Genomic DNA, 25968 nt, shown 5'->3' on the forward strand with positions numbered 1-25968 from the left:
GGGATTGAAGGGAATAAGCCGCTCCCGTAGCGGCAGTCCTACCTGGTCAAGACGCCCGAAAAGTCCAGCTTCCAGCGACCGTCACCGCCGGGTGGCCCCAGCAGATTCAGCGCTTGGCGCAAAGCTTGGTTGCCGGCATCGCGGACGGCGGCCGATCCGCTAAAACGATAGCGGCCGTCGGGTGACACGCTCAATGTGCCTTCCAGCTCCAGCGGCGCGTTGTTGTCCTTGATTGCGCCCTGGATGCCTCCCGGCGGGGCCGGGCTCAGTTGTACTATGAAATCGCCAAGATTCAGCGGTTGGCCGAGTCTGGCGCGCAAGTTCAACAAATAAACCACGCCATAGGCCGATTGCGGCAGCCCGGCGGCGCTCAGATACAGTTCTCGCAGGCTGAATTCCACCACCCCCCGCAGTGGTAGTTTGGACTGGCCGGCCAACTTGTTCAGCTTGGCCAGCAGCAGCCGGCCGCTGAAATCGCGAAACCGCAGCCGGCCACCCCATCCTATCGCAGCGTTTCCTGTCAGTTTAGCTTCAGGATCGTCAGTGTCCAGCCTGAATTCCAGCCATCCCCCCAAAAGGGCGAACGGCCGCCAGTCCCAATTCAGCCGCCTGATCAGTGTATCACGCCAGTTTACTCCCAAGGCCGAACCTTCGGTCAGCGTCCCGTCCACCGACCGCACGTCGAGGTTGGGCAATCGCTCGTCGAGCAAATCGACTACCAAACCGGCCGGAGCCAGCAGCAGCAGAAACAGCAAAAACGCCAGCAAACCCAGCAGGCCGTAACCTAGCACACGCTTCATGGCCTGGCGACTCCCTGCAGGATGACGCGAGCATTCACCAGCCCGGCGGTGGCAGTGCGATCCACACTCAGATTGACGATGACGATGCGATGTTCGCGTTCCAGCGACCCCAGCCAGGGAATCAGCTTGTCGAACTCGACTTCATCCAGTTGGGCGCTCAGCTTGTCCTCGCCCTGGGGCGCAACCCGTTTCAGGGCGCTTGCCAGCCCCGCCTCCCGCGCGGTCTGATCCACCAGCGTGAGCAGGGAGCGGCCGTCGCTGGTGGAGCTTGTACTGGCATTGCCGCTCAGACGCTTGACCTCCCGCGCGGCCTGCCGCATCCAGATCAGGTCGGCGCGCTGCTCGGCGACGCGCTGCTGGAGCTGACGATGGCTGGTCCGAAACGGCTCCCACACCAGCGCGTAGCCCAGCAGTGCCAGCGTCAGCCCCAGCCCCCCGATGACCAGCAGGCGCTCGCGAGCGCTCAGGGTTTCCCACCAGGTTTTCATGAGGGCGCTCTTTTCAGCGTGATCTTGCTCTCCATCTGGCCTTCCCGCTGGGTAGTGCGCATATCCATGCGTAGCCCCGGTTGCCGGTCGAATTGTTGCCGGAGCCGATCCAGCACCGCCGGATCGCCTCCTTCCAGCGCCAGGTCCAATTGCCCGTCGCGGTAGCCGAGGCCGCGCAAAGCGACGTTCGGAAAATTGGCCAGTGGCTGTGCGCCTTGGTAGAGCAGCGTCAGGAAGCCACCGCCACCGCTGGGCGCCAGCTCTCGCAGGCGGGTTTCCATCTGAATCTTGGGGTTGACGATCCGGGTTGCCTCGGGCAAGGCGTCCTTGAAGGTCCGTTCGATCGCGGTCCGCAGCGCCGTAAGCTCCCGTTGTAACCGCCAGTGTTCGTACACCTGCGCGGCGATCTGCACCAACAGCATCATTCCCGCCAACGCCGCCGCCGCTCGCCAGGGCCGCAGCCAGCGGCCCCAATGCGCCTGCCGGCTGTAACCACCCTGCAACAGGTTCAGAACGGAGGCTGGCTGGTAACCCGACGCGAACAGCGCCAGCGGCTCGATTGGCGTGTCTTCCAGGCTGAGTTCGATGCTGAGTTCGATCCCGATTTCAGCCAGTTCGATTGCGGGAGATCCCCAGACGCGCAGGCGCTGAGGCTTGGCCTCGCCGGCTTCGGCCAGCGCCTGCGCAAGCAGCAGCGCCAGATTGTCGCGCTCGGTGGCGAAGCCTTCCCAACGACCGGTACGCACCAACGCCCGTCGCGCTTCCAGCAGCACACTCCACTCGTCGCTTTGCCAAGGCAGCAGCAGCGGGTCCGGAACGATAGCGACCAGCGTCAGGCCAGCCGCTTCGCAGCTCTCCAGCCAGGCGCTCAGCAACGTCCGATCGATGACCGCCACTGGCAGATAGCCGCTATCCACCCCGCCGCCCAGCGCGAAATGCAGCGTCTCGATATCCTCGACCAGATAATCTTCCAGGGCAAACGGCACGGCCCGAGCCCAAGTGGAACGCTTGCGACTGGGTAGCACCAACCGATGCAAAGTGACCGCTTCGCCCGGCGCGACCAGTATCTGGCGCGCGCCGTCGCTCTGGCTGGACAGGTCCGCCAACGAACCGCGCTGGACCTCGCCGTCGGGATGCAGCCATTCAGCCTCATTGGCGGCAACGAAGCGGAAAAAACAGAGTGGGGCAGGCACGTCGTCTCAATCCTGGTTGCCAAAACCGTGTCGCAGGACACGGACGCCATTTTCGTCGCGGAATAACATACTGTATAGCATGGCTCGGCCGTCGCCCACTCGCGCCTCGGCCCGTAATAGAAAATACTGGCTGGCGACACCGAGCTGGGCTTTCAGCTCCGCGTTCACGCTAAGGTTGGCCGCGTTCAGGAAATCGTCCACCTTCTCATAACCCTCGTCGGGTCGGGTTTCCAGCAGGCTCTCCAGCTCGGTCGCGTCCGCGCCGTCGTCGCTCAGCGCCGCCAACACCGGCGCCGGCGCGGTGTTGACGTTCAGCGCGGTGCCTGGCGGCAGGGCGCAGACATAGGGGGCTAGTTTATCGTAAGTTTCCCGGTCCACACCCTTGACCAGCCGCAATTCCGAAACGCTGGTGAAGGGCTGATTCGCGGCCAGGTACGCTGGATTCAATACCGTGTAATCGCTGTCCTCGGCCCCGTCTGGAAACAACGGGTCCCGATCGGGATCGATCCAATCGACGATCGCCTGGGCCAGTTCCGGTTTCAATTCGAGGCTTTCCAACAGACGTTGCAGCGCTTGCACCTGCGGTTGGTCGATCTGCCCTTGTTTGGATTGCGGTTGCTCAGGATTGGCGGGCGTTTTGGGTTTGGCGGATGACGATTCCGCGGCGGGGTCCTCCGTCGCCGCTTGCGATTCCGTCTCCTGCTCTTCGCCTCCATCGGCGGGGCGCTCCCGATCGTTCGCGTCGGGGTCGGGCGGCGCTCCACCCGGTACCGGTTGCCACAGGTTGTTGAGGTTGAAACAGCCTTGCAGGTCGCTGAGCCGACCGGAAAGCTCGCCGCCCTCGACCGGCAGCATCATCGGAAGGTTGGCCCATTCCTCGCCCGGATGGTCAATTTTGTTCTCCTGGCGGTCACGCGCCAGAATGACCATCGCCCACTGTTCGAGGCCGAGCGTGTACAGCCGAGCCTGCTGCTGGTGCTGGAGCACGGTGCTGCGACGGATCGCCAATTGCTGCAAGGTGGCCAGACTGGTCGCGGTGACGCTGGCGAGGAAAACGATCAGCAGCACGGTGATCAGCGCCACACCGGCTTGATGGCCGATGCTCGCGGCACGGTTGCCGGGATCAGCCAGCCAAGGGGAACAGCCGGGTGATTTCACCCCAGTCCTCCAGCGTCAGGCTCACTTCCACCGCTCGGGGCAAGATGACGGAACCGCGTCGTCCGGTTTCACCGTCGTCACTGTCGGCGGCGGGTGGTGGCCAGTCGTCTTGCCAAGCATCGTCCGCATCCAGAAACCGCACCTTGAGTTCTTGCACTCGGTCCAGCAATAAGGTCTCGCGCGGCTCGACCAACCCCCCTCGGTCCAAGACCTGCCAGTGCAACCGCCATAGCCGGCCCTCGCGCAGCCGGTAGGCGACCCGTTGCAGGGTCGCGCGCGACTGGCCGAGCGGGTTATCCCAACCGGCGCGCGTCAGGGTCAGCGTGTCGCTGGCCAATGCGCCGCCATGCAGGGCAGGCTGGGGATCGCCGTATTCGTCACGGATACCGCGCGCCAGGGTTTGCTCGACATCCTGTTCCATACGGTAAACCGCCAACTGGACCGCCGCCAGCCGGTGGCTTTGCTCTTCCACGGCGGCTCGGGTAAACAACACGTTGCGCAACCCGCTGTAGGCGGCAATGGCCATGATGGCGAACACCGCCAGGGCGACCAGCAGTTCCAGCAGGGTAAAGCCGCGCGTTGCGATCTTCATGATGGGGTAGCCACTGTTGGCGACGCGGGCGAGGGACGCGCTCGCTCGGGAGTCTGGCCCTCGGGCTGGGTCTGATCCGCCGCGGGCTTTTTCGGTGCTCGGCCTTTGAACGCCACCAGCTTGCCAAGGGTTGGTCCGCCTTCGCCGGACCACACCGTGACTTCAAGGCGACGCATGTCGGGATCGTCGGTCTTGTCGAAGCGGGCTTCCCAGCGCCAGACACGATTGGCGAGTTCGGACTCGCCCTTGCGCGAGCCTTCATCGGGCCAAGCGGTGGGGGTGAGCAGCAGTTCGTTGATCTTATTGAGGGCAACCCAGCTGGCAAATGTTCGATCGCGCAGCACGCCGACGGTATTGACGCTCTGGGTGGTCGCACCGATGACCGCGCCCATGGCGATGGCCAATACCGCCAGCGCCACCAGCACTTCCAGCAGGGTAAAGCCAGCCGCGCGCTTCATCGCGCCACCACGCCCGCCGTCAGCCGACCCAAAGCGTCGCCGGCAACCCGGTACAGGGACACATCCGCTCCCTGAGTGTCGGCGAAACCGAATACCGCGACGAATTCGGTGGCTTCGCCGCTGGCCAGCAGCAGCACCTGCGGCAACTGGTCGGTGGCGGCGAGTGCCGCCGGCTGATCGTCAACCCAAAGCCCCAGAACGATGTCCTCGGGCAGTTCGCGCTGAACCAGGGTGGTCGCGGCGACCGGCGGCTGCCATTCGCCCTGTTCGTTCAGGCTCAGAATCGCGTAACCGGTGCGGGTAAAACGGATGCCGCGCACCTCAGCGCGCAGGATGGCCTCTTGCTGGTGCAGCTCCACCAGCGCCGCCAACCGTTGCCCTTCCTCCACCAACCGTTCCCTCGGCCCACCGCCCACCGACAACAGGGCGAAACCGGTCATGATGCCGACCAGCAGCATCACAACCATGACTTCGAGCAGGGTGAAACCGCGCGGCGGCACAGTCATTTGCACGGCTGGCATCGCAACACTCGACATCCCGCCGCCTCGTTGCTGGCGAGGCGGCTATTCGTCCAGGTTCCAGTTGCCGATATCGGCGTCCACGCCCTCGCCGCCCGGCTGGCCGTCGGCGCCGAGCGAGTAGATATCGAGGTCGCCGTGCTGGCCGGGACTGAGGTATTGATAGGGTTTGCCCCAGGGGTCCTTGGGCAGCTTGTCCAGATAGCCGCCTTCCTGCCAGTGCGCCGCCTCGGCCGGCTTTTGCACCAGCGCTTCCAGCCCCTGTTCGGTGGTCGGATAGCGGAAATTGTGCAGCCGGTACAAGTCGAGCTGATTCTTGATCACCCGGATATCCTGCTTCGCCTTGACCATCCGGGCCTTGTCGGGGTTGTCCATGATACGAGGCACCACCACGGCGGCCAGGATGCTGAGGATCACCACCACGACCATGACTTCGATCAGGGTGAAGCCGCGCCGGCGGGCGGGCCGGTCTTGCCGCCGGAGGCGGCGGGCTGCGAGTGCGGTTACGAGCATGGGGTCTCTCCGAAATCCGGTCCCGATGTTGGTTAGCGGGCGCATCAGGCGCGGCCCAACCGGTACAGGGCGATTTCACCCAGCAGGTTGGGCCACAGCCGCGATCCCAATCGGGGTTGGTGGGCGTGGTCCAGCACCATGCGCTGCAAGATGTCGATGTGCTTGCGCCGGCACAGCGCCTCGAAATCGCGGATGGTAAACAGATGCACGTTGGGCGTGTCGTACCACTGATAAGGCAAGGTTCTGCCCACCGGCATCAAGCCCTGCAAGGCGATCTGCAACCGGCCGCGCCAGAAACCGAAATTGGGAAAAGTCACGATGCCCTGCCGGCCCACCCGCAGCATTTCGTCCAACAACCGTTCGGTGTGCCGGACGGCCTGCAGGGTCTGGGTCATGATGACATAATCGAAGCTGCCATCGCCGAAATCCTCCAGGCCCGCTTCCAGATCGGCATGAATCACGTTCACCCCCGCCTGAATGCATTTGACAATGTTGGCACTGTCGATTTCCAGGCCGTAGCCGCTGACCTGCCGGCGCTCGTGCAGATAGGCCAGCAGCGCACCGTTGCCGCAACCCAAATCCAGCACCCGCGCGCCAGGACGGATCCATTCGCTGATCAGTTCCAGTTCAGGCCGCATGGGCGTTGATCCCGGTCGCGGCGGGCACGGCGGCGTGGGCGGGTTCGGAGGTTCGGCCGTTCAGCTCGCGGATGACCCGACTCAGGTAGCCACGCAGCGCTTCATGATACAGCGGGATCGGCATCAGAAAGGCGTCATGGCCGGACTCCGAGGAAATTTCGCTGTAGCTGACCTCGCGACCGGCCCGGACCAGTGCCCGCACGATCTCGCGCGAGCGGGCCGGCGCGAATCGCCAGTCGCTGGTAAAGGAAATCACCAGGAAGCGCGCCTGCGTTCGATGGAAAGCCGCCGACAGATCCTGATCGAAATCCGCCGCCGGGTCGAAATAATCCAGGGTCTTGGTCATCAGCAGATAGGTGTTGGCGTCGAAGCGATCGACGAAGGCTTTGCCCTGATGGCGCAGATAGCTTTCCACCTGGAATTCGGTGTCGAAATTGAAGTTGAAATTGGGCGTCCCTTCGCGCAATTCGCGGCCGAACTTGGCGCGCATGCCTTCGTCGGACAGATAGGTAATATGGCCGAGCATCCGGGCAATCATCAATCCGCGACGCGGCACCACCCCGAATTCGTAGTAGTGACCGTGATGGAAGTCGGGATCGGAGACGATCGCCTGACGCGCTACTTCGTTGAAGGCAATGTTCTGCGCCGACAGCCGCGGCGCGGCGGCGATGACCAGCGTGTGCCGCACCCGGTCGGGATAGGTGATGGCCCACTGCATGGCCTGCATTCCGCCCAGGCTGCCGCCGATCACCGCCGCCCACCGCTGGATGCCGAGCCGGTCGGCCAAGCGCGCCTGGCTGCGCACCCAATCCTTGACGGTGACGATGGGAAAATCCGGGCCGTAGGGTTTGTGGTTTTCCGGGTTGATCGAGGTGGGACCGGTGGAACCCTTGCAGCCGCCCAGGTTGTTGCAGCACACCACAAAGAACTCTCGGGTATCGAACGGCTTGCCGGGGCCGATGCAGTTGTCCCACCAGCCCGGCTTATTTGGATCGGCGCCCTCGTGGCAACCAGCGGCGTGATGGTCGCTGGAAAGGGCGTGGCAAATCAGCACGGCGTTGCCATGGTCGGCGTTCAGCGTGCCGTAGGTTTCATAGACGAGTTCGTATTCCGCCAGGGACCGGCCGCAATCCAGGGCCAGCGGTTCTTCGAACTGGAGGCTCTGGGGGGTGACCAGACCGACGGAATCCGGGGGAAAGTGGTGCGGCATAAGCTCCTGACCGTTGCGGTAATGTCCTTGGCGGATAGTGTCATGAAAAGATCCAGTCTAATCGGCCCGGAGTTTAGCGGCAACCAAACGAGGGTTGGTGTGTAAGCAGCCAGGAAACAACGCGGTGTCCATGAAAATATTGGCGAGCCGAAAGGTCAAGCGAGTGTCGGGTCTACTCGAACTGGTTTGGAGTTGGACGCTGGGTCACCATGGGAGGCTGATTTACCGCGTCGCGTTGGACCCTTGCCCATGGATTGCAAAAAATTGTTTTTCAAGACGGTTTATTGGCAGGATTGTTCCTGGGCATTTCCTCTTCACGGCTCGGGATTGCACAAATTTCAGGATGCCCGGCGCAGCAATTCTCGGTCAGATACCCCAACACGGCCTGGATCGTGGCGAAATCGGCGGAATAGATCAACGAACGGCTTTGCCGGACTCTTTGTATCAACCCGGCGTGTTGCAGCCTCTTTAGGTGAAACGACAGGGTTGGCGGCGGCAAACCGAAACGCTCGCCAATCTGACCGGCCGGCGCGCCGGCGGAACCTACCTCCACCAGATAGCGAAAAATATCCAGGCGCGTTTCCTGCGCCAGCGCGCCAAGCGCGGCCAATATGTCTGATTTTTTCATGATGTTGTCATCTTGGGAGCAAATGCCGCGCTGTCAAGATCCGCAATTAAACACTTCTTGGGCAAGGCATCGTGTGGCCCGATTCAGGGCGTGTGCTCCGGTCACGGCCCTTCGGTTCGGTGGCGTTGATTCGATTTATAATTTCTATTATTATGGAAATATAAAATTTAAGTGGGTCCATCCGTTCGTGAGACGGGATCAAGCGGAAGATCCGGTTAGACCAAATCGGCCGAACCTTACTGGAGAACCATGCATGAGCGCGGCTTGTGAAGTGACCGCTAAAACGACGGAAGGCGTACCACTGGGATTTTTCGAGCGCTACCTGACGCTATGGGTGGCGCTGTGCATCGGGACCGGCATCGTGCTGGGGCACTTTTTGCCCGGAATGTTTCAGATCATCGGCACGTTGGAACTCGCCCAGGTCAACCTACCGGTGGCGATACTGATCTGGTTGATGATCATTCCGATGCTGGTCAAGATCGATTTCGCCGCGCTGCGCGAGGTTGGCCAATACTGGCGAGGCATCGCTGTGACCTTGCTGATCAACTGGGGGATCAAGCCGTTTTCGATGGCGCTGCTGGGCTGGCTGTTCGTCGGCGGGCTATTCGCGCCGCTGCTGCCGCCCGAGCAAATCGAATCCTACATCGCCGGATTGATCCTGCTGGCCGCCGCGCCCTGCACCGCGATGGTCTTCGTCTGGAGCAACCTGACCCGTGGCGAGCCGCATTTCACCCTGAGCCAGGTGGCGCTCAATGACGTGATCATGGTGTTCGCCTTCGGCCCCATCGTCGGCCTGCTGCTGGGATTAACCTCGATCACCGTGCCGTGGCAAACCCTGTTGCTGTCGGTGGTGCTGTATATCGTCATTCCCTTGATGATTGCCCAGGTGGTGCGCGGCGCCATCCTCAAGCGACAGGGCGCGACAGGGTTGCAACGCTTACTTGAGGTACTTGCTCCAACCTCGTTGATTGCGCTGCTGACTACCCTGGTCGTGCTGTTCGGCTTCCAGGGCGAACAAATCGTGAAACAGCCGGTGGTGATCCTGCTGCTGGCGATTCCGATCCTGTTTCAGGTGTTCTTCAACGCGGGACTGGCTTATTGGCTCAATCGAAAAGTTGGATCGCCGCACTGCGTGGCCGGTCCCTCGGCGCTGATCGGCGCCAGCAATTTCTTCGAACTGGCGGTGGCGACGGCGATCGCCTTGTTCGGCTTTGACTCCGGCGCGGCGCTGGCCACCGTGGTTGGAGTGTTGATCGAGGTGCCGGTGATGCTGGTAGTGGCCGGCATCGTTAATCGCAGTCGCGGTTGGTACGAACGAGCACTCGATGCTCCGGCGGCGGCGCGTTAAGTTGTCATGGGATCTCGCATGAAGATGCTTTCCACATCGGCTCCCTCAATACCCAAATTGAAAAGTTGAATCTCGATGAACATTCTATTTCTCTGCACCGGTAATTCCTGCCGCTCGATCCTGGGCGAAGCCACCTTCAACCATCTGGCGCCGTCGGGCTGGAAGGCGCTGAGCGCCGGGAGCCACCCGACCGGCCAGGTTCATCCGCGTTCGCTGGCCCTGCTGGCGCGCGAGGGTATCTCCACCGAGGGTTACCGCAGCAAATCCTGGGACGATCTGCCAGTCACGCCCGACATCGTGATCACCGTCTGTGCCAGCGCGGCGGGCGAAACCTGCCCAGCCTACCTGGGGCCCGTGCTGCGTACCCACTGGGGTGTGGACGACCCGGCCCACGCCACCGGCAGCGACGCGGAGATCGATGCGGCTTTCGTGCAAGCCTATCGGATACTGCGCGCCCGTATCGAGGCTTTTTTCGCGCTGCCGCTGACTGAATTGCGGAATGATCGCGCTCGCCTGAAAGTGGAATTGGATCGCATCGGTATGCTGTCACCGTAATCGCCTTCTCCGAGATTCGCCGCGCGGGCGGTGTCCGCCAACCCGCCCGACGCGGGCTTCATCGCGCCGATTTACCCTCGTCGCATTCAAACGCCCGGAAGTACCACCAGACCTTGCGCAAGAGCAGCGACATTTGCTTGCAATTATTCTGGATCTTGTTATATATGGATATACGAATATACGGATTAACAAGCCTAATGCCTCATGCCCACCGGTTTTTCCAAGCCTTGGCCGATACCACGCGGCTACGCTGCCTGATGTTGATGGTGGCGGAAGACGAAGTCTGCGTTTGCGAAATGGCTCATGCCTTGGGCGAAATCCAACCCAAGGTGTCGCGGCATCTGGCGGCGTTGCGCACGGCCGGTTTCGTTCTCGATCGCCGGGAAGCCCAGTGGATTTACTACCGCCTGCATCCCGACCTTCCCGACTGGATGCGGGAGATTCTCTTGACCTGCCGGCGAGCGCTGGCCGGGCAAACGCCGTTTTGCACCGACCACGCCGCGCTGGCGAGTATGCCCAATCGGCCCCAGCGGCGCTGCGCGGCCTGAATGAGGAATTCCGCCATGGCTACTCTATCCACCTCCCCCACATCAATGAATGCGTTCGCCGACACAGTGAATCGGCTACGCACCGTGGCGCGGGACTACCCAAGCGAACTGAAATGGCTGGGCGGCATCGTCGCCGTGTTCCTGCTGGTCTTTTTCATGCCGGTCGGCTCAACGCGCTTCGATAACGCCGTGCTGGAAGGGCTGGCGCTGCTGAACTGGTACGCCCGCGAGCATGTGATGCTCTGCCTGGTCCCGGCGTTCTTTATCGCCGGGGCCATCGCGGTCTTTATCAGCCAGGACGCGGTGATGAAATATCTCGGCCCCGCCGCGCACAAGGTGGCCGCTTACGGGGTGGCCTCGGTGTCCGGCTCGATTCTGGCGGTGTGTTCCTGCACCGTGCTGCCGCTGTTCGGCGGCATTTACCGGCGTGGCGCGGGACTGGGGCCAGCCATTGCGTTTCTCTATTCCGGCCCGGCGATCAACGTGCTGGCCATCGTGTTGACCGCCAAGATTCTTGGCGTGGAACTGGGTGTGGCGCGAGCGGTGGGCGCGGTGAGTTTCGCGCTGGTGATCGGACTGATCATGCACTGGATTTACCGCCGCGAGGAGCAAACGCGGGCGGTGAATCAGAAAGGGTTTGCGCCGGGCGCTGATCAGGGCCGGCCGCTGGGCGATACGGCCGTGTTTTTTGCCTTGCAGGTGGCGGTGCTGGTGTTGGCCAACTGGGCGCCGGCCAGCGTGGAGGACAGCGCGGCGTGGCACACGATCTTCGCCTGGAAATGGCCACTGACCGCGCTGGCGGCTCTGGGCCTGGCGGGGTTGCTGATCTGGCGCTGGCATTGGCGCTGGCCGCCGTTGGCCGCAACCGCCGCCGTCGTCGCCGTCTTGTCGATACTGGTTCCGCAACATCCCGAACTAGCGTTCAGCGCCGGCTTGATCGGTTTGACCCTGGCCGCCGCGATGCAACCGGGCGACGGTGAGGAATGGCTAAGCCAGACCTGGAGTTTTGCCAAGCTGATCTTGCCGCTGCTGCTGGGCGGAGTGCTGTTGGCCGGATTCCTGCTGGGTCGGCCCGGTCATGAAGGCATTATTCCGTCGGAATGGGTCGGCGCGGCGGTGGGCGGTAATTCACTGGCGGCCAATGTTCTGGCCGCGCTGGTCGGCGCATTCATGTATTTCGCCACCCTGACCGAGGTGCCCATCGTGCAAGGTCTGCTCGGCGCCGGCATGGGCAAGGGGCCAGCGCTGGCGTTGCTGCTGGCCGGACCGGCACTGTCCTTGCCGAACATGCTGGTCATTCGCGGCATTCTCGGCACTCAAAAGACCCTGGTTTATTGTGCGCTGGTGGTGGTCATGGCGACCTTCTCCGGTGTCGTGTTTGGGATGTTCTATCCATAGTGAGGAGCTAATATCATGATGAAGTTGCAAATTCTCGGTAGCGGTTGCGCGAAATGCAAGACGCTCGGCCAACATGCCACTGATGCCGCTCAAGCGCTGGGCCTGGAGTATGAGTTGGAGAAAGTGACCGACATCAACGCCATCATCGACGCCGGGGTGATGAGCACGCCGGCGCTGGTGGTGGATGGGGAGATCAGGAGCGTGGGTAAGGTGTTGTCGGTCGAGGAGATCAAAACGTTGTTGAGCGCCTGACGCCGCTTGCCCGATCTGGGTCGTGAATTCGCCCCACGCACACCGGTCGCGACGGAACCGTGGGCGGGCGTGATTTTTATGGACCTGTCACGCCCGGCGGTAACTGCTTGGGTGCGGCGATACGCCAGCGCTTGTCGCGGCCGGTTTCGCCGGCCAGCAGGGTGACCTGATTTTTTGCCACCCCGAACAGCTCGGCCAGAAAGGCGCGCAAGTGGATGTTGGCCCGCCCGTCCACCGGCGGGGCGGTGATGCGGACCCGAAAGCGGTCGTTTTGCAATCCCGCCCATTCGTCGCGGCTGGCGCGGGGCTGTGCCCGTACCCGCAGCAGTAGATCGTTGCCCTCCCAGCAATACCCGCCAGCGTCCATCGCCTCAGCGCAACCCGCTCCACATCCCCAGAAAATCCTGCAGCAGCAGGCTCATGAAAATCAGCGCCACCACCACCAGCACCGGCGACAGATCTACCCCGGAAACCGGCGGGATCAACCGGCGGGCCGGGCGCAGCAGCGGCGCGGTCAGTTGCGCCATCACCCGTGCCGCCGGGTGATGGGGATCGGGGTTGACCCAGCTCAGCACCGCCTGGATGATCACGCACCACAGATAGATGTTGATCAGCAGCTTGAGCAATTCCATCACCGTCACCAGCAGCACGCCACCGATGTCAAGGGACCGCCCGAACAGCGCGGACACCAGCACGACTTCGACCAGTTGCAGCGCAAAAGCCAGCACCACCGAAGCCAGATCCAGCCCCCGATAGCCGGGCACGAACCGGCGTAATGGCAGTAGGGGGGGATTGGTGATGCGGACCAGGAACTGCACCAGCGGGTTGTAGAAGTCGGCGCGCACGCATTGCAGCAGGAAGCGCAACATCACCGCCAGGATATAAAAACCGAAAACGGTCTGGATCAGGAAAACGGTGGCGGTCACGGCTGCCCTCCAAGCAGGTTGCCCAGTTCTTCGGAGCGGTGGCGGGCCGCTTCCAGCGCCTTGGCCACCACGGCGTCCAGTTCCTCGGTCAGCAGCTCCGGCGCTTCCAGGATCGCCAGCGAGGCGGCCAGCGAGCGAGCGATCAGGTTGTCGAGTTTTTCGTCCTTGAAAACGCTGACTGCCCGTTCGGTGGTGCCACCCGGCGAGGTGACCCGGGCGCGCAGCGCGGCTGGATTCTCGGGGCTTTCCAGCGCCATCTTGGCGGCGCCAAAGGCGGTTTGCAGGGTCAGCAATCGCGCCACCTCCGGGTCCAGGCCCAATTGAACGCCGATTTTCTCCAACGCCTCCATCAGCAGGAAGAAATAGGCGGGTCCGCTGCCGGACAGCGCGGTGACCGCGTCCAGCATCCGCTCCTGCTCCACCCAGACCGTCAGCCCCACCGAGCGCATGATCGATTCCGCCAGTTGGCGTTGCTCGTCGTTCACCTGGGGGTTGGCGAACAGCGCGGTGGCACCACTGCCGACCAGCGCGGGCGTGTTGGGCATGGTGCGGACGATGGCGGCCTCGCCGCCCAGCCAGCGACGGATATCCGGTTCGCGCACGCCGGCGGCGATGGAGATCATCAACGGCTGGCGCGCCTGGACGATATTGGCCAATTCTTCGGCGACCGAGCACAGCACCTGCGGTTTGACCGCCAGAACGATCACCTCCGACCGGGTAGCGATCTCCCGGTTGTCGGCGCCGGTGTGGACACCGAAGCGGCCGCGCAGCAGTTCCCGGTGGCCGGCGTCGGGTTCGGCCACCCAGATGTGATCAGGATCGCCACCGCTGGCGAGCAGCCCGCCGATCAGGCTGCGGGCCATGTTGCCGCCGCCGATGAAGCCTATGGGGATGTCTTTCATCTCCACCTCGTATTGTGAATGTTCGTGACGCCCGAAGCTCTGGGGCGCCGATTCGCGATGGCGCGGGAATCGTCTCAGTACTTGCCGCTCAGCAGTCGAGCGACCTGTTCGCTGATGCTGGCAAAGCGGTTATCGTTCCGATAGGTCTCGTAAACCAGTCTCTGTTGGTCAGGGCCGAGTTGTTGGTAGAACGCGTAGGTTCCCGGCAGGTTTTCGCGCAGGACTCGCTCGAATGCCACCTGATCCAAACCCGCCATCAGTCGGTTGGTTGTGTCGCCGATCGCGGCCGTGCCTAGCGCGGGCTGGGATGGGTCGATCACGAGGCTTGCCGCCTGCCGCTTGGCTTCCTCCTCGATCTCGTGCAAGTAATCGTCCGTTCCGAGCAGCAACGGCACGAGCAGCAATAGGCCGGTCACGCGGCCGTGCGCGCGGGCGGAGAACCGGAGAGTAGTTGACGGCATGGTCGTTTTTTCGGGTCTTGAAGCGATTGTCGGGATCGTTGTTCGGGCATCTCGAAGTTGTGGTCACCGCTAGCATACTGCAAAGCCGTTGTTCAAGGGCGGGGGCCGAACAGCGCGGTACCGATGCGGACCAGTGTCGCGCCTTCGGCGATGGCGGCCTCCAGATCGTCGGACATGCCGGCGGAGAGCGTATCCAGCACCAGTCCGGCCTCGGCCAGTCGTTCCCGCAGTTCCCGCAGCCGGGAGAAGGGCCGCCGTTGGGCGGCAAACTCCGTCGCCGGGCTCGGAATGGCCATCAAGCCTCGCAAGCGCAGACGCGGTAGCGTGGCGACCGCGCGGGCGACCTCGATCAGCGCTGCTTCGTCCAGACCGTGTTTGGTGGGTTCCCGGTCGATGTTGACTTGCAGGCAGACGTTCAGCGGCGGCAGGTGCTCAGGTCGCTGCGCGCTCAGTCGCTCGGCGATTTTCAGCCGGTCCACGCTGTGGACCCAGGCGAAATGCTCGGCGATGCCACGGGTCTTATTGGCTTGCACCGGCCCGATGAAATGCCATTCCAGATCCAGCGTGGCCAGTTCGGTCATTTTATCCAGCGCTTCCTGGAGGAAGTTCTCCCCGAAACCACGCTGGCCGGCGGCGGCCAGCGCGGCGATGGCCGCCGCCGGTTGGGTCTTGCTGACCGCCAGCAGCCGCACCGCGCCCGGTGGGCGCTGGAAGCGTTGCTCGGCGGCGCGAATCCGGTCCAGCACGACATGCAGGCGAGCGGCGTAATCGGCGGTCATCATGGTGGGATTACCCTGACGGATTGGCATACGGCCAAGAAGGTCTAACGATCAACACTATAATACTATGCGGAAACCGACCCGAACGGGACCATCCCAGCGGAACATCCCTCACAATCTCTTGGCAGGAGCGATCATCGTGACCCTTGACGAACTGTTGACCTTTTCCGTACAGAATAAGGCTTCGGATCTGCATCTGTCGGCGGGTTTGCCGCCGATGATCCGGGTGGATGGCGATGTCCGCCGCATCAATGTGCCGCCACTTGAGCACAAGCAGGTGCACGGGCTGATCTACGATATTATGAACGACAAGCAGCGCAAGGATTACGATGAGTTCCTGGAATGCGACTTCTCGTTCGAAATTCCCAAGCTGGCCCGCTTCCGCGTCAACGCCTTCAACCAGGATCGGGGCGCGGCCGGTGTATTCCGCACCATTCCCACCCAGATCATGAGCTTGGAGGAACTGGGCTGTCCGCCGGTGTTTCGGGACCTGATCAACGTACCGCGCGGCCTGGTTCTGGTGACCGGTCCGACCGGGTCGGGCAAATCCACCACCTTGGCGGCGATGATCGACCACATCAACAAGAACGAGTACGGCCATATCCTGACCATTGAGGACCCGATCGAATTCGTCCACCAGAGCCAGCGCTGCCTGATCAACCAGCGCGAGGTGCACCGTGACACCCTCGGGTTCAGCGAAGCGCTGCGTTCGGCGCTGCGCGAAGACCCCGATATCATCCTGGTCGGCGAAATGCGCGATCGGGAAACCATCAGTCTGGCGCTGACCGCCTCCGAGACCGGCCATCTGGTGTTCGGCACCCTGCACACCAGTTCGGCGCCCAAGACCATCGACCGCATCATCGACGTGTTCCCGGCCGGCGAGAAGCCGATGGTGCGCTCGATGCTGTCCGAATCGCTGCGCGCGGTGATCTCGCAGGCGCTGCTCAAGAAGAAAGGCGGTGGCCGGATGGCGGTCCATGAAATCATGGTCGGCGTGCCGGCCATCCGCAATCTGATCCGCGAGGACAAGGTGGCGCAGATGTACTCGTCGATTCAGACCGGCGCGGCTTTCGGCATGCAGACACTCGACCAAGGTCTGCTGGATCTGGTCAAGAAAGGGTTGATCGCCCGCGACGAAGCCTTGAATTACGCCCAGAACAAGGCCTCGTTCAAACAGCAAATCTAAGGAAGCCGACCCTCCGCCAATTACGGTAGCGCAGCGGCGCGCGTCTGGCGGGCCAGCCGATAGGTGTCGGCCAAAACCTGGGCGGTGGCCAGTAGCGCTTCGCCGCCACAGGCAAATACGGTGACATCGGCCACGCCCTGCGAAATGTCCAGCCAGCCGCGCGCCAGATCCGTCGCGGTGCCCTCGAAACAGCCGGGCTGGTCTCCAGCCGGACAGGCGATGCGACTGGGGATGCTCCAATCCTCCAGCAGCGGTAGCGCGGCAATGATGGCCACGGGCAACCCAGGAATCATGATCCGCGACGGTTGCGGCCGGAACGGCAGCGGCGGCATCAGTTCGAACAGCGCGAACGGTTTGACCCGAGGCTGCCGGCCACGCAGCGTCCGGGCCAGCGCAACGATGGGGGCGATACCGCTCTCGTCCGCCAATAGCAGGGCGCGCGCCGTGGCGGTGCCCAGGTCGAACGGTTCGTCGGCCGGCGCCGAAGCCAGCGGATCGATCATGCTGACGAGCGAAGCGTCCGTTTTCATTTTCACTCTCGCGCCTCACGCGCGTAGACCACCTGCCCTTCCAGCAGGGTGTGCGTGACCTGCCCGTGCAGTTCCCAACCCAGAAACGGGCTATTGTGGCCGCGGCTCCGCAAGGCGTCCGCTTCCACCCGCCATTCGGCATCGGGGTCGAAAACGCAGATATCGGCCAGTGCGCCGGTACCAAGATGGCCACTGTCCAGTCCCAGAATCCGCGCCGGTCCCCAGGTCAGCCGTGCCAGCAGTGCCGACAACGGCAGTATGCCGTCCCGTGCCAGTCGCAGGCTCAACGCCAGCAGGGTGTCCAGCCCGGAGATGCCGGGTTCGGTGTCACCGAACGGCGCCTGCTTGGCATCCGGCTCGTGCGGCTGATGGTCGGAGCAGAGCGCGCCCAATACCCCCTCGGCCAGCCCGGTGCGCAGCGCGTCCAGATCGCGAAGGCCACGCAGCGGCGGAAGCACATGGCAGCGGCTGTCAAAACCGCTCAAATCGATTTCGCTCAGATACAGATGATGGACGGCGGTGTCGGCCGTCACCGACAACCCTTCCTCCTGAGCGCGCGCCACCAGTTCCACCGCCCGGGCGCTGGACAGCCGACCGAAATGTACCCGCACGCCCAGGTCGCGGATCAATTCCAGATCGCGGGCGATGACACCGGTTTCCGCCGCCACTGGAATGCCGGGTAAGCCAAACCGGGTAGCGACCCGCCCTTCGTGAGCCAGACCATGGCCCAGTTCGGGATCGAGCGGGGTCAGGAACACGGTCAGATCGAAGGTGGCGGCGTATTCCAGCGCCCGTCGCAGTACCCGGCTACTGGCGACCGTGCGACCACCGTCGCCGACGCCGACGCAACCGGCTTCCTTGAGCGCCGCCATTTCCGCCAGTCGCTCACCGTGCAGGCGATGGGTCAGCGCGCCTAGCGTCAGTACCCGAACCCGGCCAGCGGCTTTGGCTCGCCGTCGGATCAGCTCCACCACCGCCGGCTCGTCGATTACCGGATCGGTGTCGGGCGGACAGACCAGGGTGGTGATGCCGCCGCCAGCGGCGGCGCGGGCTTCGCTGGCGATGGTCGCCTTGTGCTCCTGTCCGGGCTCGCGCGGCCGGGCACACAAATCGATCAAACCGGGGCAGACGATCCGGTCGCGGGCGTCGATCCGTCGCTCCGGCACGAACCCGGCCGGCGGCTGACCGGACCCGGCGATGCGGCCATCGGCGATGAAAAGATCGGTGACCGCGTCGGTCTGGTGAGCCGGATCGATCACTCGGCCGCCCTCGATGGCCATACGCATCAAGCATCCTCCTCAAGCGGTCGGGCGTGGTTGCCCAGCGTGATCGACATGACCGCCATGCGCACGGCGATGCCGTTGGTAACTTGTTCCAGGATCACCGAACGCGGCCCGTCCGCCACCCGCGAGTCGATTTCCACGCCGCGGTTGATCGGACCGGGATGCATGACGATGGCATCCGGTTTGGCCAGCGCCAACCGTTCCTCGGTCAAGCCGTACTGCTGGAAAAACTCCTGTTCGGTCGGCAGCAGCGCCCGCTCCATCCGTTCCCGTTGCAGGCGCAGCATGACGATCACATCGACCTCCCGCAGCCCGGCTTGCGGGCTGTGGAAGACCCGCACGCCCAGGCTCTCCACCCAGGCCGGCAACAGGGTGCGCGGGGCGATCACCCGAACTTCGCCGGCGCCGAGGATGTTGAGCGCGTGGATCAGGGAACGGGCCACCCGCGAGTGCAGGATATCGCCGACGATGGCGACTTGCAGGCTGGGAAAATCCGGTTTGTGGCGACGGATGGTGAACGCATCCAGCATCCCCTGGGTGGGATGGGCGTGGCAGCCGTCGCCGGCGTTGAGGACCGCGATGTGTGGCTTGACGTGGCGGGCCATGAATTCCGCCGCGCCGCTTTGCGGGTGGCGCACCACGAACATGTCGCACTGCATCGCCTCGATGTTGCGCAGGGTGTCGAGCAGGCTTTCGCCCTTGGTCGTGGCCGAGGTGGCGATGTTGAGGTTCAGCACGTCGGCCGACAGCCGCTTGGCCGCCAGTTCGAAAGTGGTGCGAGTCCGGGTGCTGGCCTCGAAGAACAGGTTGACCACGGTCTTGCCGTGCAGGGTCGGCAGCTTCTTGACTCGCCGCTCGGCCACGCCGCGCAACGATTCGGCGGTGTCGAGGATTTCCGTCAGATGGCGACGGCTCAGCCCTTCCACGGTCAGGAAATGCAGCAACCGGCCCTGGCGGTCCAACTGGAGGTTGGCGGCGCTCATGGCACGGTTTGAATCAGCAGTTGCAGGGGTTCGGGACCGACGAGCTGGATCTGCTGGCCGGGCGGCAGCTTCAGCCGGGTACCGACCACATTGGCTTCGACCGGCAATTCCCGGCCGCCGCGGTCGGCCAGCACCGCCAGCAGCACCGAAGCCGGGCGGCCGTAATCGAACAATTCGTTCAGCGCGGCGCGCACGGTACGACCGGTATAAAGCACGTCGTCGATCAGCACCACATGACGCTCGTCCACGTCGAACGGCAGTTCCGAGGGGCGGACCTGCGGGTTGACGCCGATCCGGCTAAAGTCGTCGCGGTAGAAGGAAATATCCAGTCGGCCGAGCGGCGTGGCGATGCCGAGCCGCTGGTGCAGGCGCTCGGCGACCCAGACGCCGCCGGTGTGAACCCCCACCAGCGCTGGTTCGGCGATGCCGCGTCGGGCGAGCAGGTCTTGCAGTTGCCCCGCCATCACTTCGATCAGGAATTCGGCGTCATGCACGATGCGAGGCTCCGTTGTTGGTTGAACCAGCTTTCCAGAATGAGCGCCGCCGCCCAGTCGTCCAGTGCCGCGCCGTCACCGCGCCGACGGCCGGCGGCCGGCTCGAAAGAGCGCTGTTCGGCTTCCCAGGAGGACAGCCGTTCGTCGATGGTCGCCACCGGCAGGCGAAAACGACCGTGCAACTGGCGGCTAAAGCGCAGCGCGGCCACCGTCATGGCGTTGGCGCTACCGTCGGCGTGGCGCGGCACTCCGACCACCAGCAGGTCCGGTCGCCATTCAGCGAGCAGCCGGTCGATGGCATCCCAGTCGGGGCGCTGCCGGCGCGTCGACAACACCCGCAGGGGCCGTGCCGTGCCGGTGACCACCACGCCGGTCGCGACGCCGATGCGAGTCCGACCGAAATCGAAGCCCAACACCACCTGAGGGGATTGGCGTGTGGTCGACGACGGCGGATCAGGCGTGGCCGGCATCGGCGGACAGCAGGGTCAGATCGATCCCCAGCAGAGCGGCGGCGGCCAGCCAGCGTTGGTCGCTGGGCGCGCGAAACAGAATGTCGGGATCGGCGGGACCCGACAGCCAGGCGTTCTCCGCCATTTCCTGTTCCAATTGTCCCGGCCCCCAGCCGGCATAGCCAAGGGCGACCAGCAGTAGATCCGGGCCTTCGCCACGCGCCACCGCCTGCAGGATATCGCGGGAAGTGGTGATGCCGATCCGCTCGGTGACCCGTAGGGTGGCGCCCCATTGACCGAGCGGACTATGGATGACGAAACCCTGCTCCGGCTGGACCGGGCCGCCGTGGTAAACCGGCAGCCCCGCGATCTCGGGTCGGTCGGTGACGATCTGTAGATGTTCGAACAACTGCCCGAGCGTCAGTTGCAGCGGTCGGTTAATGACCAGTCCCAGCGCTCCGCTGTCGTTGTGTTCACTGAGATAAGTCACTGTCTGAAAAAAGTTCGGATCCGCCAGCGTCGGCATGGCGATCAGAAACTGATTGCTCAGGTAGGTGGGCTCGGTCATATTCATAGTATCGGGATTCGGCCCGACCTTGACAAGTCGCCGGCTTCAGCGCGCACGAACCCGACCGCCGGGGTCGAAGCGCCAGGGGCTTTCGATCCGCAGCAGGTCAACCTGTCGGCGCAGTTCGGCCGGGAAGGGGGGATAGGGCGCGGCCAGTTCGACGATGCGCCGGGCCGCCCGGTCGAGTTCAACATTGCCGGAGGAACGCAGGATGCGGACTTCCCGCAAGCCACCGTCGGCTCGGATCGCGACCTCCAACAGAGGACCAGCGCTGAGATTCAATCGCCGAGCCGTGTCGGGAAAGTTCATCTCGCCGACGCGCGTGACCTTGCGCGCCCAGTCGGCGGCGTAAAAACCGGCCATCGACCGCGTGTCAGCCAAGTTAACCCGCCGGCTGCGTAGCCCGGCGTTCGCTCGTTGCTGGATTTCCGTGTCCAGGCTGGCAATCTGTCCCAGTAGGGTGGCGCTGTTCAGCGGACCGCGAGCACGGGTTCCGCCAGGAGCAGAGGGCTGCTTGGCAACGCGGCTGGGTCGAGTCGGTTTCGGCGCGACCGGTTTTGCCGCGGGTGATTGGGCGGGATGAAGCGGTTTGGCGAGCGGTTTTGCCTCGACTTTCCGAGCCGGTTTTGGAGAAGAGGGCGGCTTTGGCTTGGCGGGCGGCTTTGTTGCAACCTTCCGAGCCGGTTTTGGAGAAGAGGGCGGCTTTGGCTTGGCGGGCTTGGCGGGCTTGGCGGGCTTGGCTGCGATGATCGGCTTGATCTGGGTTACCGGGGTGGGGGATCGAGCCGGTTCAACCGGCTTGGGCATCGGTTTCGATACGGGTGGGGGCAGCTCGGCGAGGACGGCGGACTCCGGGGGCTGAGCGACCGGTGACGGCGGGGCGGCAGCGGCCGGGGTGGCAGGTTCCGGGATAGAAGTCGTCCTGGCGGGTTCCACCGGTACCGGGGCGGGTGGCAGCAGCACGACTTCGAAGCGCGGTGGCTTGGAATGACGAATTGTCCACCAATCGGCCGGTATGCCGAACAGCAGGGCGAGGTGCAGACCGGAGGCCAGCAGCAACGCCAGCAGCAGTCGGCCGGTAATCTCGGTGTCGCGCGCGATTCCGCTCATTCATTACCGAACCGGTGGTTGTCAGCGCCGCAAGCGCCGTTCGATGGCGGCCATCAAATCGGCACCGATATCCAGCCCGAACTGGGCATCCAGTTCCCGCGCGCAGGTCGGGCTGGTGACGTTGATTTCGGTCAGAAAGTCGCCGATCACGTCCAGACCGACGAATAGCAGATCCATTTCGCGCAGGCGCGGAGCGACCTGGGCGCAGATCCAGCGGTCACGGTCGCTAAGCGACCGGCCCTCGCCGCGGCCGCCGGCCGCCAGATTGGCGCGGGTCTCGCCGGCTTGTGGAATCCGCGCCAGCGCATACGGCACCGGTTCGCCGTCGATCAGCAGAATACGTTTGTCGCCGGCCGTTATTTCCGGCAGATAGCGCTGCGCCATGGTCAGTCGCCGGCCATGAGCGGTGAGGGTTTCCAGAATCACGTTGAGGTTGGGATCGTCTCGCCGCAGGCGAAATACCGAGGCGCCACCCATGCCGTCCAGCGGTTTGACCACGATGTCGGCGTGTTCGCTCAGAAAGGCCTTGAGCCGGGTCGGCTCCCGATCGACCAAGGTCGGTGGACAGCATCGCGGGAAATTCAGAGCGAAGAATTTTTCATTGGCGTCGCGCAGGCTGCGCGGTTTGTTGACCACCAGTACCCCAGCCGTTTCCGCCAGTTCCAGTAGGTAGGTGGTGTAGATGTACTCCATATCGAACGGCGGATCCTTGCGCATCAGGATGACATCCAGTTGCGCCAACGGCAGTTCCCGCTCGCCGTGGAAGGAAAACCAACCGCTTTTATCGTCCCGCACGCTCAGTAGACGGGTGCGGCCGAACGCCGTGTCGGCGCGGGCGTACAGATCGGCCTGTTCGAAGTAATGCAGCTCCCAGCCGCGGGCCTGGGCGGCGAGCAGCATGGCGAAGGTGGTGTCTTTCTTGATGGTGATGGTGGCGATGGGGTCCATCACCACACCGAGTTTGATCGTCATGGCCGGCGGGTCCGTGAGGTTGCGCGGATGCGATCCGAACCATCCGTGCGGGACGGTCGGGCCGCATCCATGGGGTGCGAAATAGGGACGGATACGGATTCTGTCATGGCATCGTGGTCAGTAGTATGCTAAAAATCACAATAAAAAAACCAATGTGTTGTGGTACGGTCGGGCACGCCATCAGGAACTGAAGACGATCTATTGATCCGGCGATCCGAGCCCCGAGAGGCTGTTTGCCCGGCTCCAATCCCGCTCAGAGGACCCTATTTGTGGCAGATGCGGCAATAACCACCCCTGCGGCACCCCCTCATCCGTTGCATCCGTTCGACGTTCTGCTGCAACTCGACAAGCGTATCCGCGAGCGCGCGCCAGTCGCCACGACCGGCGCGCAGCAATCGGAGATTCGCGGACGGTTGGCGCTGCGCCTCGGTGCATGGAACCTGCTATTCTCCATGGACGATGTAGCCGAAATCATCCCGGTTCCCCACATTACTTGGGTGCCTGGCGTCAAGCGCTGGCTGCTGGGGATCGCCAACCTGCGCGGTAAGGTCATCTCGGTGACGGATTTGCGGGATTTTCTGACTGGCCGGCCCACCGCGCGGCTGCCGGGCAGTCAAATCGTCGTCGTGCGTGCCGGAGAATGGGATTATGGCTTGCTGGCCGACGAGATTATCGGAATGCGGCATTTTGGCCCACAGCACCGTCTACCTTCGCTGGATAACGTCGACGAGGGATTGCGCCCCTATGTTTCCGAGGGTTTTTCGAACAACAACCAGCACTGGTTGGTTTTCGATACCGGCAAGCTGCTGGCCGACCCCAGATTTCTGAATGCGGCCAGCTAGGTTTTCGAGAGTTTCCCCGCGGTAAGATCGGACGGGGTCGGTCAGGGTTAAGTTCAACGAGAAATTGAAATGCGTGACTCGCGAGATCATTCGGCGCTGAAAGGATTTTCCATCACTTACCTGGCGCTGCTGGGTGCATTGGTGCTGTCTGTCGTGCTGATGGGCGTTACCTTTTTCCTGCTGGAGCGGCAGGACGAGCGCAACGAAACTCAGTTGAAGCTGGCCAGCGAACAGCGCCTGCTGTCACGCTCGATCGTCACGGAAGCCTTGGGGGCCGCTCGCGGCAAGGAAGCCGCGTTCGCCAAGCTCAAGCAAAGCCGGGACCGCTTCGAACAGATACTCAACGATCAGAAAAGCGGCAGCGAAGCGTTGAACTTGCCACCGCCACCGGCCGAACTCAAACCATTTCTGGAGGAGCTGGGCAACCGTTGGAGTCCGGTCAAGAACGAATGCGACACCATTCTGGCCGGGCGCGAATCGGTGATCTCGGTCAGTAATTTCCAGCCGTTGCTGGAAAGCTCCCTGACTCAGATGAGTACCTTGTCCGATGAAATCGCCAAAAGCATGGCCAATAGCCGGGTCGATCCTCGGCAGGTCTATCTGGCCACCAACCAACTGCAACTGATACAGCGGGTCGAAAGCGACCTCAGGCGCATGCTGACCGAGGGCGGCTTGAGCGCCGCCGCCACCGCCGACCGATTCAGCCGCAACGTGAACTTGTTTGGCCGAGTCCTCAAGGGCATGCGGGAAGGCGATACCCGGCTCGGGGTCGACCGCGTGAATATCCCCGACAGCGCCGGCAAGCTGGCCGAGCTGGCCGAGCTGTTTAAAACGACCGAAGCCGAAACCACCCGCATCGTCGACAAGGCATCGGAATTGGTGAAGGTCCAGAGCGCCGCGCAAGGCATCGCTGACAAGGGCGACGCCTTGCTGGAAGCGGCCAGCAAGTTGCTCGAAGCCTATGCCGGTGGCAGTCGCCAGGCAAACCTGTTTGGCATTCCGCTCAACTACCGGATTGCCTACATCCTGGGGGTGATCGCCCTGGTGTTGCTGATCGTACTGTTCTACGTCCAAAACAACGCAAGCCGAAGCCGTTTGATCGAAGCCGAACTGCGCAAACAGGAAACCGAGGAGCAAAATCGCCGCAACCAGGACGCCATCCTGCGGCTGCTCGACGAACTGGGCAATCTGGCCGAAGGCGACCTGACCGTGCAAGCCAGCGTGACCGAAGACATCACCGGGGCCATCGCCGATTCGGTCAACTACGCCATCGAGGCTTTGCGCGATCTGGTGTCCACGATCAACAGCACCTCGGGATTGGTTGCCGCCGCCGTGCAGGAAACCAGCGCCATCGCCGATCGATTGGCCAAGTCCAGCGAAATCCAGGCCCGGCAAATCGAAAACGCCAGCGCCACCGTCATGCAGATGGCGCAATCCATGGACGAGGTGTCGTCGAAGACCGCCGCCTCCGCCGAAGTGGCCGAGAAATCGGTGGGCATCGCCCACGAAGGCGGCGACCGGGTGCGACGCACCATCAACGGCATGAACACCATCCGCGAGCACATCCAGGACACCTCCAAGCGCATCAAGCGGCTGGGCGAATCCTCGCAGGAAATCGGCGACATCGTGGCGCTGATCAACGACATCGCGGACCAGACCAATATCCTGGCGTTGAACGCCGCGATTCAAGCCTCGGCGGCGGGCGACGCCGGTCGCGGTTTTGCGGTGGTCGCCGACGAAGTGCAGCGGTTGGCGGAGCGCTCCAGTAACGCCACCAAACGCATCGAAACCCTGGTCAAGACCATTCAGGCCGACACCAACGAGGCGGTGATCTCCATGGAAAAGAGCACCACCGAGGTGGTCGGCGGCGCGGGATTGGCGGAAAAAGCCGGCGAGGCACTGGAAGAGATTGAAAAGGTATCCGCCAACCTGGCCGAACTGATCGACGAAATCTCCAAATCCGCCGGCCGGGTCTCGGAGATGGCTTCGCGGGTATCGGGTGCGATGACTTCCATCAACGAAATTACCGGGCAGACCGCCGAGAGCAGCGTGGCGACCGCATCCGCCATCGGTAAATTGAACCAGTTGGCGCAGGAACTGCGGCAATCGGTGGCCGGGTTCAGGCTGCCTGGTTGAGGTTGGTTGGCGAAACGGGGTTCGGGGATGCAAAAACGCACGGTTGTCCC

32 protein-coding genes are annotated in these 25968 nt (G+C 63.3%); 8 read left to right on the forward strand and 24 right to left on the reverse strand.

Annotated features, from left to right (window positions below; translation table 11 throughout):
* Positions 1-38: 38 nt before the first annotated feature.
* The 11 genes from IPM89_13400 to IPM89_13450 form a co-directional block, all read right to left on the reverse strand.
* On the reverse strand, positions 39-800 hold the full coding sequence (locus IPM89_13400) for a type II secretion system protein N (GenBank protein ID QQS53825.1): 762 nt from the start codon (positions 798-800) through the stop codon (positions 39-41).
* On the reverse strand, positions 797-1288 hold the full coding sequence (locus tag IPM89_13405) for a type II secretion system protein M (protein ID QQS53826.1): 492 nt from the start codon (positions 1286-1288) through the stop codon (positions 797-799). The genes IPM89_13400 and IPM89_13405 overlap by 4 nt, the downstream gene beginning before the upstream one ends.
* Complete coding sequence (gene gspL, locus IPM89_13410; GenBank protein ID QQS53827.1) at positions 1285-2481, reverse strand: type II secretion system protein GspL; 1197 nt, start codon at positions 2479-2481, stop codon at positions 1285-1287. The genes IPM89_13405 and gspL overlap by 4 nt, the downstream gene beginning before the upstream one ends.
* A 6-nt stretch (positions 2482-2487) precedes the next feature.
* On the reverse strand, positions 2488-3639 hold the full coding sequence (gspK, locus tag IPM89_13415; GenBank protein ID QQS53828.1) for a type II secretion system minor pseudopilin GspK: 1152 nt from the start codon (positions 3637-3639) through the stop codon (positions 2488-2490).
* Positions 3605-4231: a type II secretion system minor pseudopilin GspJ gene (gspJ, locus tag IPM89_13420; protein QQS53829.1), complete on the reverse strand. Its 627-nt coding sequence runs from the start codon at positions 4229-4231 to the stop codon at positions 3605-3607. The genes gspK and gspJ overlap by 35 nt, the downstream gene beginning before the upstream one ends.
* The gene (gene gspI / locus IPM89_13425) at positions 4228-4689 is read right to left on the reverse strand and encodes a type II secretion system minor pseudopilin GspI (protein QQS53830.1); all 462 of its coding nucleotides are present in this window, start codon (positions 4687-4689) and stop codon (positions 4228-4230) included. Before gspI ends, gspJ begins: the two co-directional genes overlap by 4 nt.
* Positions 4686-5225, reverse strand: a complete 540-nt coding sequence (gene gspH, locus IPM89_13430; protein ID QQS53831.1) for a type II secretion system minor pseudopilin GspH — start codon at positions 5223-5225, stop codon at positions 4686-4688. Before gspH ends, gspI begins: the two co-directional genes overlap by 4 nt.
* A gap of 27 nt (positions 5226-5252) precedes the next feature.
* On the reverse strand, positions 5253-5720 hold the full coding sequence (gene gspG, locus IPM89_13435; protein QQS53832.1) for a type II secretion system major pseudopilin GspG: 468 nt from the start codon (positions 5718-5720) through the stop codon (positions 5253-5255).
* Positions 5721-5764: 44 nt separating this feature from the next.
* Positions 5765-6358 (reverse strand): methionine biosynthesis protein MetW, encoded by a 594-nt coding sequence (gene metW / locus IPM89_13440; protein QQS53833.1) that lies wholly within the window; start codon positions 6356-6358, stop codon positions 5765-5767.
* Entirely contained in the window at positions 6348-7568 is a 1221-nt protein-coding gene (locus IPM89_13445) for a homoserine O-acetyltransferase (protein QQS53834.1), read from the reverse strand. Before IPM89_13445 ends, metW begins: the two co-directional genes overlap by 11 nt.
* Before the next feature lie 271 nt (positions 7569-7839).
* The gene (locus IPM89_13450; GenBank protein QQS53835.1) at positions 7840-8196 is read right to left on the reverse strand and encodes a winged helix-turn-helix transcriptional regulator; all 357 of its coding nucleotides are present in this window, start codon (positions 8194-8196) and stop codon (positions 7840-7842) included.
* A gap of 301 nt (positions 8197-8497) precedes the next feature.
* On the opposite strand from IPM89_13450, the gene arsB reads away from it, so the two are divergent.
* The 5 genes from arsB to IPM89_13475 all read left to right on the forward strand — a co-directional run bounded on the left by arsB (position 8498) and on the right by IPM89_13475 (position 12297).
* Positions 8498-9544, forward strand: a complete 1047-nt coding sequence (gene arsB / locus IPM89_13455; protein ID QQS55930.1) for an ACR3 family arsenite efflux transporter — start codon at positions 8498-8500, stop codon at positions 9542-9544.
* 75 nt (positions 9545-9619) lie between these two features.
* Entirely contained in the window at positions 9620-10099 is a 480-nt protein-coding gene (locus IPM89_13460; GenBank protein QQS53836.1) for an arsenate reductase ArsC, read from the forward strand.
* Positions 10100-10263: 164 nt separating this feature from the next.
* Positions 10264-10647, forward strand: coding sequence for a metalloregulator ArsR/SmtB family transcription factor (locus IPM89_13465; protein QQS53837.1), 384 nt, complete (start codon positions 10264-10266; stop codon positions 10645-10647).
* 15 nt (positions 10648-10662) lie between these two features.
* The gene (locus IPM89_13470) at positions 10663-12045 is read left to right on the forward strand and encodes a permease (GenBank protein ID QQS53838.1); all 1383 of its coding nucleotides are present in this window, start codon (positions 10663-10665) and stop codon (positions 12043-12045) included.
* Positions 12046-12063: 18 nt separating this feature from the next.
* Positions 12064-12297 carry a TM0996/MTH895 family glutaredoxin-like protein gene (locus IPM89_13475; protein ID QQS55931.1) on the forward strand — a complete coding sequence of 78 codons (234 nt, stop codon included), beginning with the start codon at positions 12064-12066 and terminating at the stop codon, positions 12295-12297.
* A gap of 76 nt (positions 12298-12373) precedes the next feature.
* Here IPM89_13475 and IPM89_13480 read toward each other — a convergent pair whose 3' ends face one another.
* The 5 genes from IPM89_13480 to IPM89_13500 form a co-directional block, all read right to left on the reverse strand.
* Complete coding sequence (locus IPM89_13480; GenBank protein QQS53839.1) at positions 12374-12664, reverse strand: YggU family protein; 291 nt, start codon at positions 12662-12664, stop codon at positions 12374-12376.
* A 4-nt stretch (positions 12665-12668) separates the two neighbouring features.
* Positions 12669-13166 (reverse strand): YggT family protein, encoded by a 498-nt coding sequence (locus IPM89_13485; GenBank protein QQS55932.1) that lies wholly within the window; start codon positions 13164-13166, stop codon positions 12669-12671.
* A 53-nt stretch (positions 13167-13219) separates the two neighbouring features.
* Positions 13220-14125, reverse strand: a complete 906-nt coding sequence (locus IPM89_13490) for a pyrroline-5-carboxylate reductase (GenBank protein ID QQS53840.1) — start codon at positions 14123-14125, stop codon at positions 13220-13222.
* 74 nt (positions 14126-14199) lie between these two features.
* Positions 14200-14586 carry a hypothetical protein gene (locus tag IPM89_13495; GenBank protein QQS53841.1) on the reverse strand — a complete coding sequence of 129 codons (387 nt, stop codon included), beginning with the start codon at positions 14584-14586 and terminating at the stop codon, positions 14200-14202.
* A gap of 92 nt (positions 14587-14678) precedes the next feature.
* Positions 14679-15365 (reverse strand): YggS family pyridoxal phosphate-dependent enzyme, encoded by a 687-nt coding sequence (locus IPM89_13500; GenBank protein QQS55933.1) that lies wholly within the window; start codon positions 15363-15365, stop codon positions 14679-14681.
* Between the two features lie 139 nt (positions 15366-15504).
* Between IPM89_13500 and IPM89_13505 the strand changes: the two genes are divergently transcribed.
* The gene (locus tag IPM89_13505) at positions 15505-16551 is read left to right on the forward strand and encodes a type IV pilus twitching motility protein PilT (protein QQS53842.1); all 1047 of its coding nucleotides are present in this window, start codon (positions 15505-15507) and stop codon (positions 16549-16551) included.
* A gap of 20 nt (positions 16552-16571) precedes the next feature.
* On the opposite strand, the gene IPM89_13510 is transcribed toward IPM89_13505, so the two are convergent.
* From IPM89_13510 to gshB, 8 genes are read right to left on the reverse strand one after another with little or no spacing between them, the layout of a single operon-like run.
* The gene (locus IPM89_13510; protein ID QQS53843.1) at positions 16572-17081 is read right to left on the reverse strand and encodes a hypothetical protein; all 510 of its coding nucleotides are present in this window, start codon (positions 17079-17081) and stop codon (positions 16572-16574) included.
* Positions 17082-17083: 2 nt separating this feature from the next.
* Positions 17084-18367 carry a dihydroorotase gene (locus IPM89_13515; protein ID QQS53844.1) on the reverse strand — a complete coding sequence of 428 codons (1284 nt, stop codon included), beginning with the start codon at positions 18365-18367 and terminating at the stop codon, positions 17084-17086.
* On the reverse strand, positions 18367-19347 hold the full coding sequence (locus tag IPM89_13520; GenBank protein QQS53845.1) for an aspartate carbamoyltransferase catalytic subunit: 981 nt from the start codon (positions 19345-19347) through the stop codon (positions 18367-18369). Before IPM89_13520 ends, IPM89_13515 begins: the two co-directional genes overlap by 1 nt.
* Complete coding sequence (pyrR, locus tag IPM89_13525; GenBank protein ID QQS55934.1) at positions 19344-19844, reverse strand: bifunctional pyr operon transcriptional regulator/uracil phosphoribosyltransferase PyrR; 501 nt, start codon at positions 19842-19844, stop codon at positions 19344-19346. The genes IPM89_13520 and pyrR overlap by 4 nt, the downstream gene beginning before the upstream one ends.
* On the reverse strand, positions 19820-20311 hold the full coding sequence (ruvX, locus tag IPM89_13530) for a Holliday junction resolvase RuvX (GenBank protein QQS53846.1): 492 nt from the start codon (positions 20309-20311) through the stop codon (positions 19820-19822). Before ruvX ends, pyrR begins: the two co-directional genes overlap by 25 nt.
* Positions 20295-20858 (reverse strand): YqgE/AlgH family protein, encoded by a 564-nt coding sequence (locus IPM89_13535; protein QQS55935.1) that lies wholly within the window; start codon positions 20856-20858, stop codon positions 20295-20297. Before IPM89_13535 ends, ruvX begins: the two co-directional genes overlap by 17 nt.
* A gap of 45 nt (positions 20859-20903) precedes the next feature.
* Complete coding sequence (locus IPM89_13540) at positions 20904-21968, reverse strand: energy transducer TonB (GenBank protein ID QQS53847.1); 1065 nt, start codon at positions 21966-21968, stop codon at positions 20904-20906.
* A 21-nt stretch (positions 21969-21989) separates the two neighbouring features.
* On the reverse strand, positions 21990-22940 hold the full coding sequence (gene gshB / locus IPM89_13545; GenBank protein QQS53848.1) for a glutathione synthase: 951 nt from the start codon (positions 22938-22940) through the stop codon (positions 21990-21992).
* Positions 22941-23209: 269 nt separating this feature from the next.
* On the opposite strand from gshB, the gene IPM89_13550 reads away from it, so the two are divergent.
* Entirely contained in the window at positions 23210-23782 is a 573-nt protein-coding gene (locus tag IPM89_13550) for a chemotaxis protein CheW (protein ID QQS53849.1), read from the forward strand.
* Positions 23783-23851: 69 nt separating this feature from the next.
* Positions 23852-25918, forward strand: coding sequence for a type IV pili methyl-accepting chemotaxis transducer N-terminal domain-containing protein (locus IPM89_13555; GenBank protein QQS53850.1), 2067 nt, complete (start codon positions 23852-23854; stop codon positions 25916-25918).
* Positions 25919-25968: the final 50 nt, after the last annotated feature.

It is taken from the genome of Candidatus Competibacteraceae bacterium, from assembly GCA_016699715.1.
Classification (GTDB): Bacteria; Pseudomonadota; Gammaproteobacteria; order Competibacterales; family Competibacteraceae; genus Competibacter.

Bases quoted from the DNA above. Each gene is read 5' to 3' on its own strand.
- gspG (QQS53832.1), bottom strand. From the start codon at position 5,720: ATGCTCGTAACCGCACTCGCAGCCCGCCGCCTCCGGCGGCAAGACCGG.
- IPM89_13555 (QQS53850.1), top strand. From the start codon at position 23,852: ATGCGTGACTCGCGAGATCATTCGGCGCTGAAAGGATTTTCCATCACT.
- IPM89_13400 (QQS53825.1), bottom strand. From the start codon at position 800: ATGAAGCGTGTGCTAGGTTACGGCCTGCTGGGTTTGCTGGCGTTTTTG.
- IPM89_13490 (QQS53840.1), bottom strand. From the start codon at position 14,125: ATGAAAGACATCCCCATAGGCTTCATCGGCGGCGGCAACATGGCCCGC.
- ruvX (QQS53846.1), bottom strand. From the start codon at position 20,311: ATGCCGGCCACGCCTGATCCGCCGTCGTCGACCACACGCCAATCCCCT.
- IPM89_13475 (QQS55931.1), top strand. From the start codon at position 12,064: ATGAAGTTGCAAATTCTCGGTAGCGGTTGCGCGAAATGCAAGACGCTC.
- gshB (QQS53848.1), bottom strand. From the start codon at position 22,940: ATGACGATCAAACTCGGTGTGGTGATGGACCCCATCGCCACCATCACC.
- IPM89_13510 (QQS53843.1), bottom strand. From the start codon at position 17,081: ATGAAAACGGACGCTTCGCTCGTCAGCATGATCGATCCGCTGGCTTCG.
- IPM89_13515 (QQS53844.1), bottom strand. From the start codon at position 18,367: ATGCGTATGGCCATCGAGGGCGGCCGAGTGATCGATCCGGCTCACCAG.
- IPM89_13405 (QQS53826.1), bottom strand. From the start codon at position 1,288: ATGAAAACCTGGTGGGAAACCCTGAGCGCTCGCGAGCGCCTGCTGGTC.
- IPM89_13465 (QQS53837.1), top strand. From the start codon at position 10,264: ATGGATATACGAATATACGGATTAACAAGCCTAATGCCTCATGCCCAC.
- IPM89_13520 (QQS53845.1), bottom strand. From the start codon at position 19,347: ATGAGCGCCGCCAACCTCCAGTTGGACCGCCAGGGCCGGTTGCTGCAT.
- metW (QQS53833.1), bottom strand. From the start codon at position 6,358: ATGCGGCCTGAACTGGAACTGATCAGCGAATGGATCCGTCCTGGCGCG.
- gspH (QQS53831.1), bottom strand. From the start codon at position 5,225: ATGTCGAGTGTTGCGATGCCAGCCGTGCAAATGACTGTGCCGCCGCGC.
- IPM89_13540 (QQS53847.1), bottom strand. From the start codon at position 21,968: ATGAGCGGAATCGCGCGCGACACCGAGATTACCGGCCGACTGCTGCTG.
- IPM89_13460 (QQS53836.1), top strand. From the start codon at position 9,620: ATGAACATTCTATTTCTCTGCACCGGTAATTCCTGCCGCTCGATCCTG.
- IPM89_13480 (QQS53839.1), bottom strand. From the start codon at position 12,664: ATGGACGCTGGCGGGTATTGCTGGGAGGGCAACGATCTACTGCTGCGG.
- IPM89_13485 (QQS55932.1), bottom strand. From the start codon at position 13,166: ATGTTGCGCTTCCTGCTGCAATGCGTGCGCGCCGACTTCTACAACCCG.
- IPM89_13470 (QQS53838.1), top strand. From the start codon at position 10,663: ATGGCTACTCTATCCACCTCCCCCACATCAATGAATGCGTTCGCCGAC.
- IPM89_13535 (QQS55935.1), bottom strand. From the start codon at position 20,858: ATGACCGAGCCCACCTACCTGAGCAATCAGTTTCTGATCGCCATGCCG.
- IPM89_13445 (QQS53834.1), bottom strand. From the start codon at position 7,568: ATGCCGCACCACTTTCCCCCGGATTCCGTCGGTCTGGTCACCCCCCAG.
- IPM89_13450 (QQS53835.1), bottom strand. From the start codon at position 8,196: ATGAAAAAATCAGACATATTGGCCGCGCTTGGCGCGCTGGCGCAGGAA.
- gspI (QQS53830.1), bottom strand. From the start codon at position 4,689: ATGAAGCGCGCGGCTGGCTTTACCCTGCTGGAAGTGCTGGTGGCGCTG.
- IPM89_13500 (QQS55933.1), bottom strand. From the start codon at position 15,365: ATGACCGCCGATTACGCCGCTCGCCTGCATGTCGTGCTGGACCGGATT.
- gspJ (QQS53829.1), bottom strand. From the start codon at position 4,231: ATGAAGATCGCAACGCGCGGCTTTACCCTGCTGGAACTGCTGGTCGCC.
- IPM89_13495 (QQS53841.1), bottom strand. From the start codon at position 14,586: ATGCCGTCAACTACTCTCCGGTTCTCCGCCCGCGCGCACGGCCGCGTG.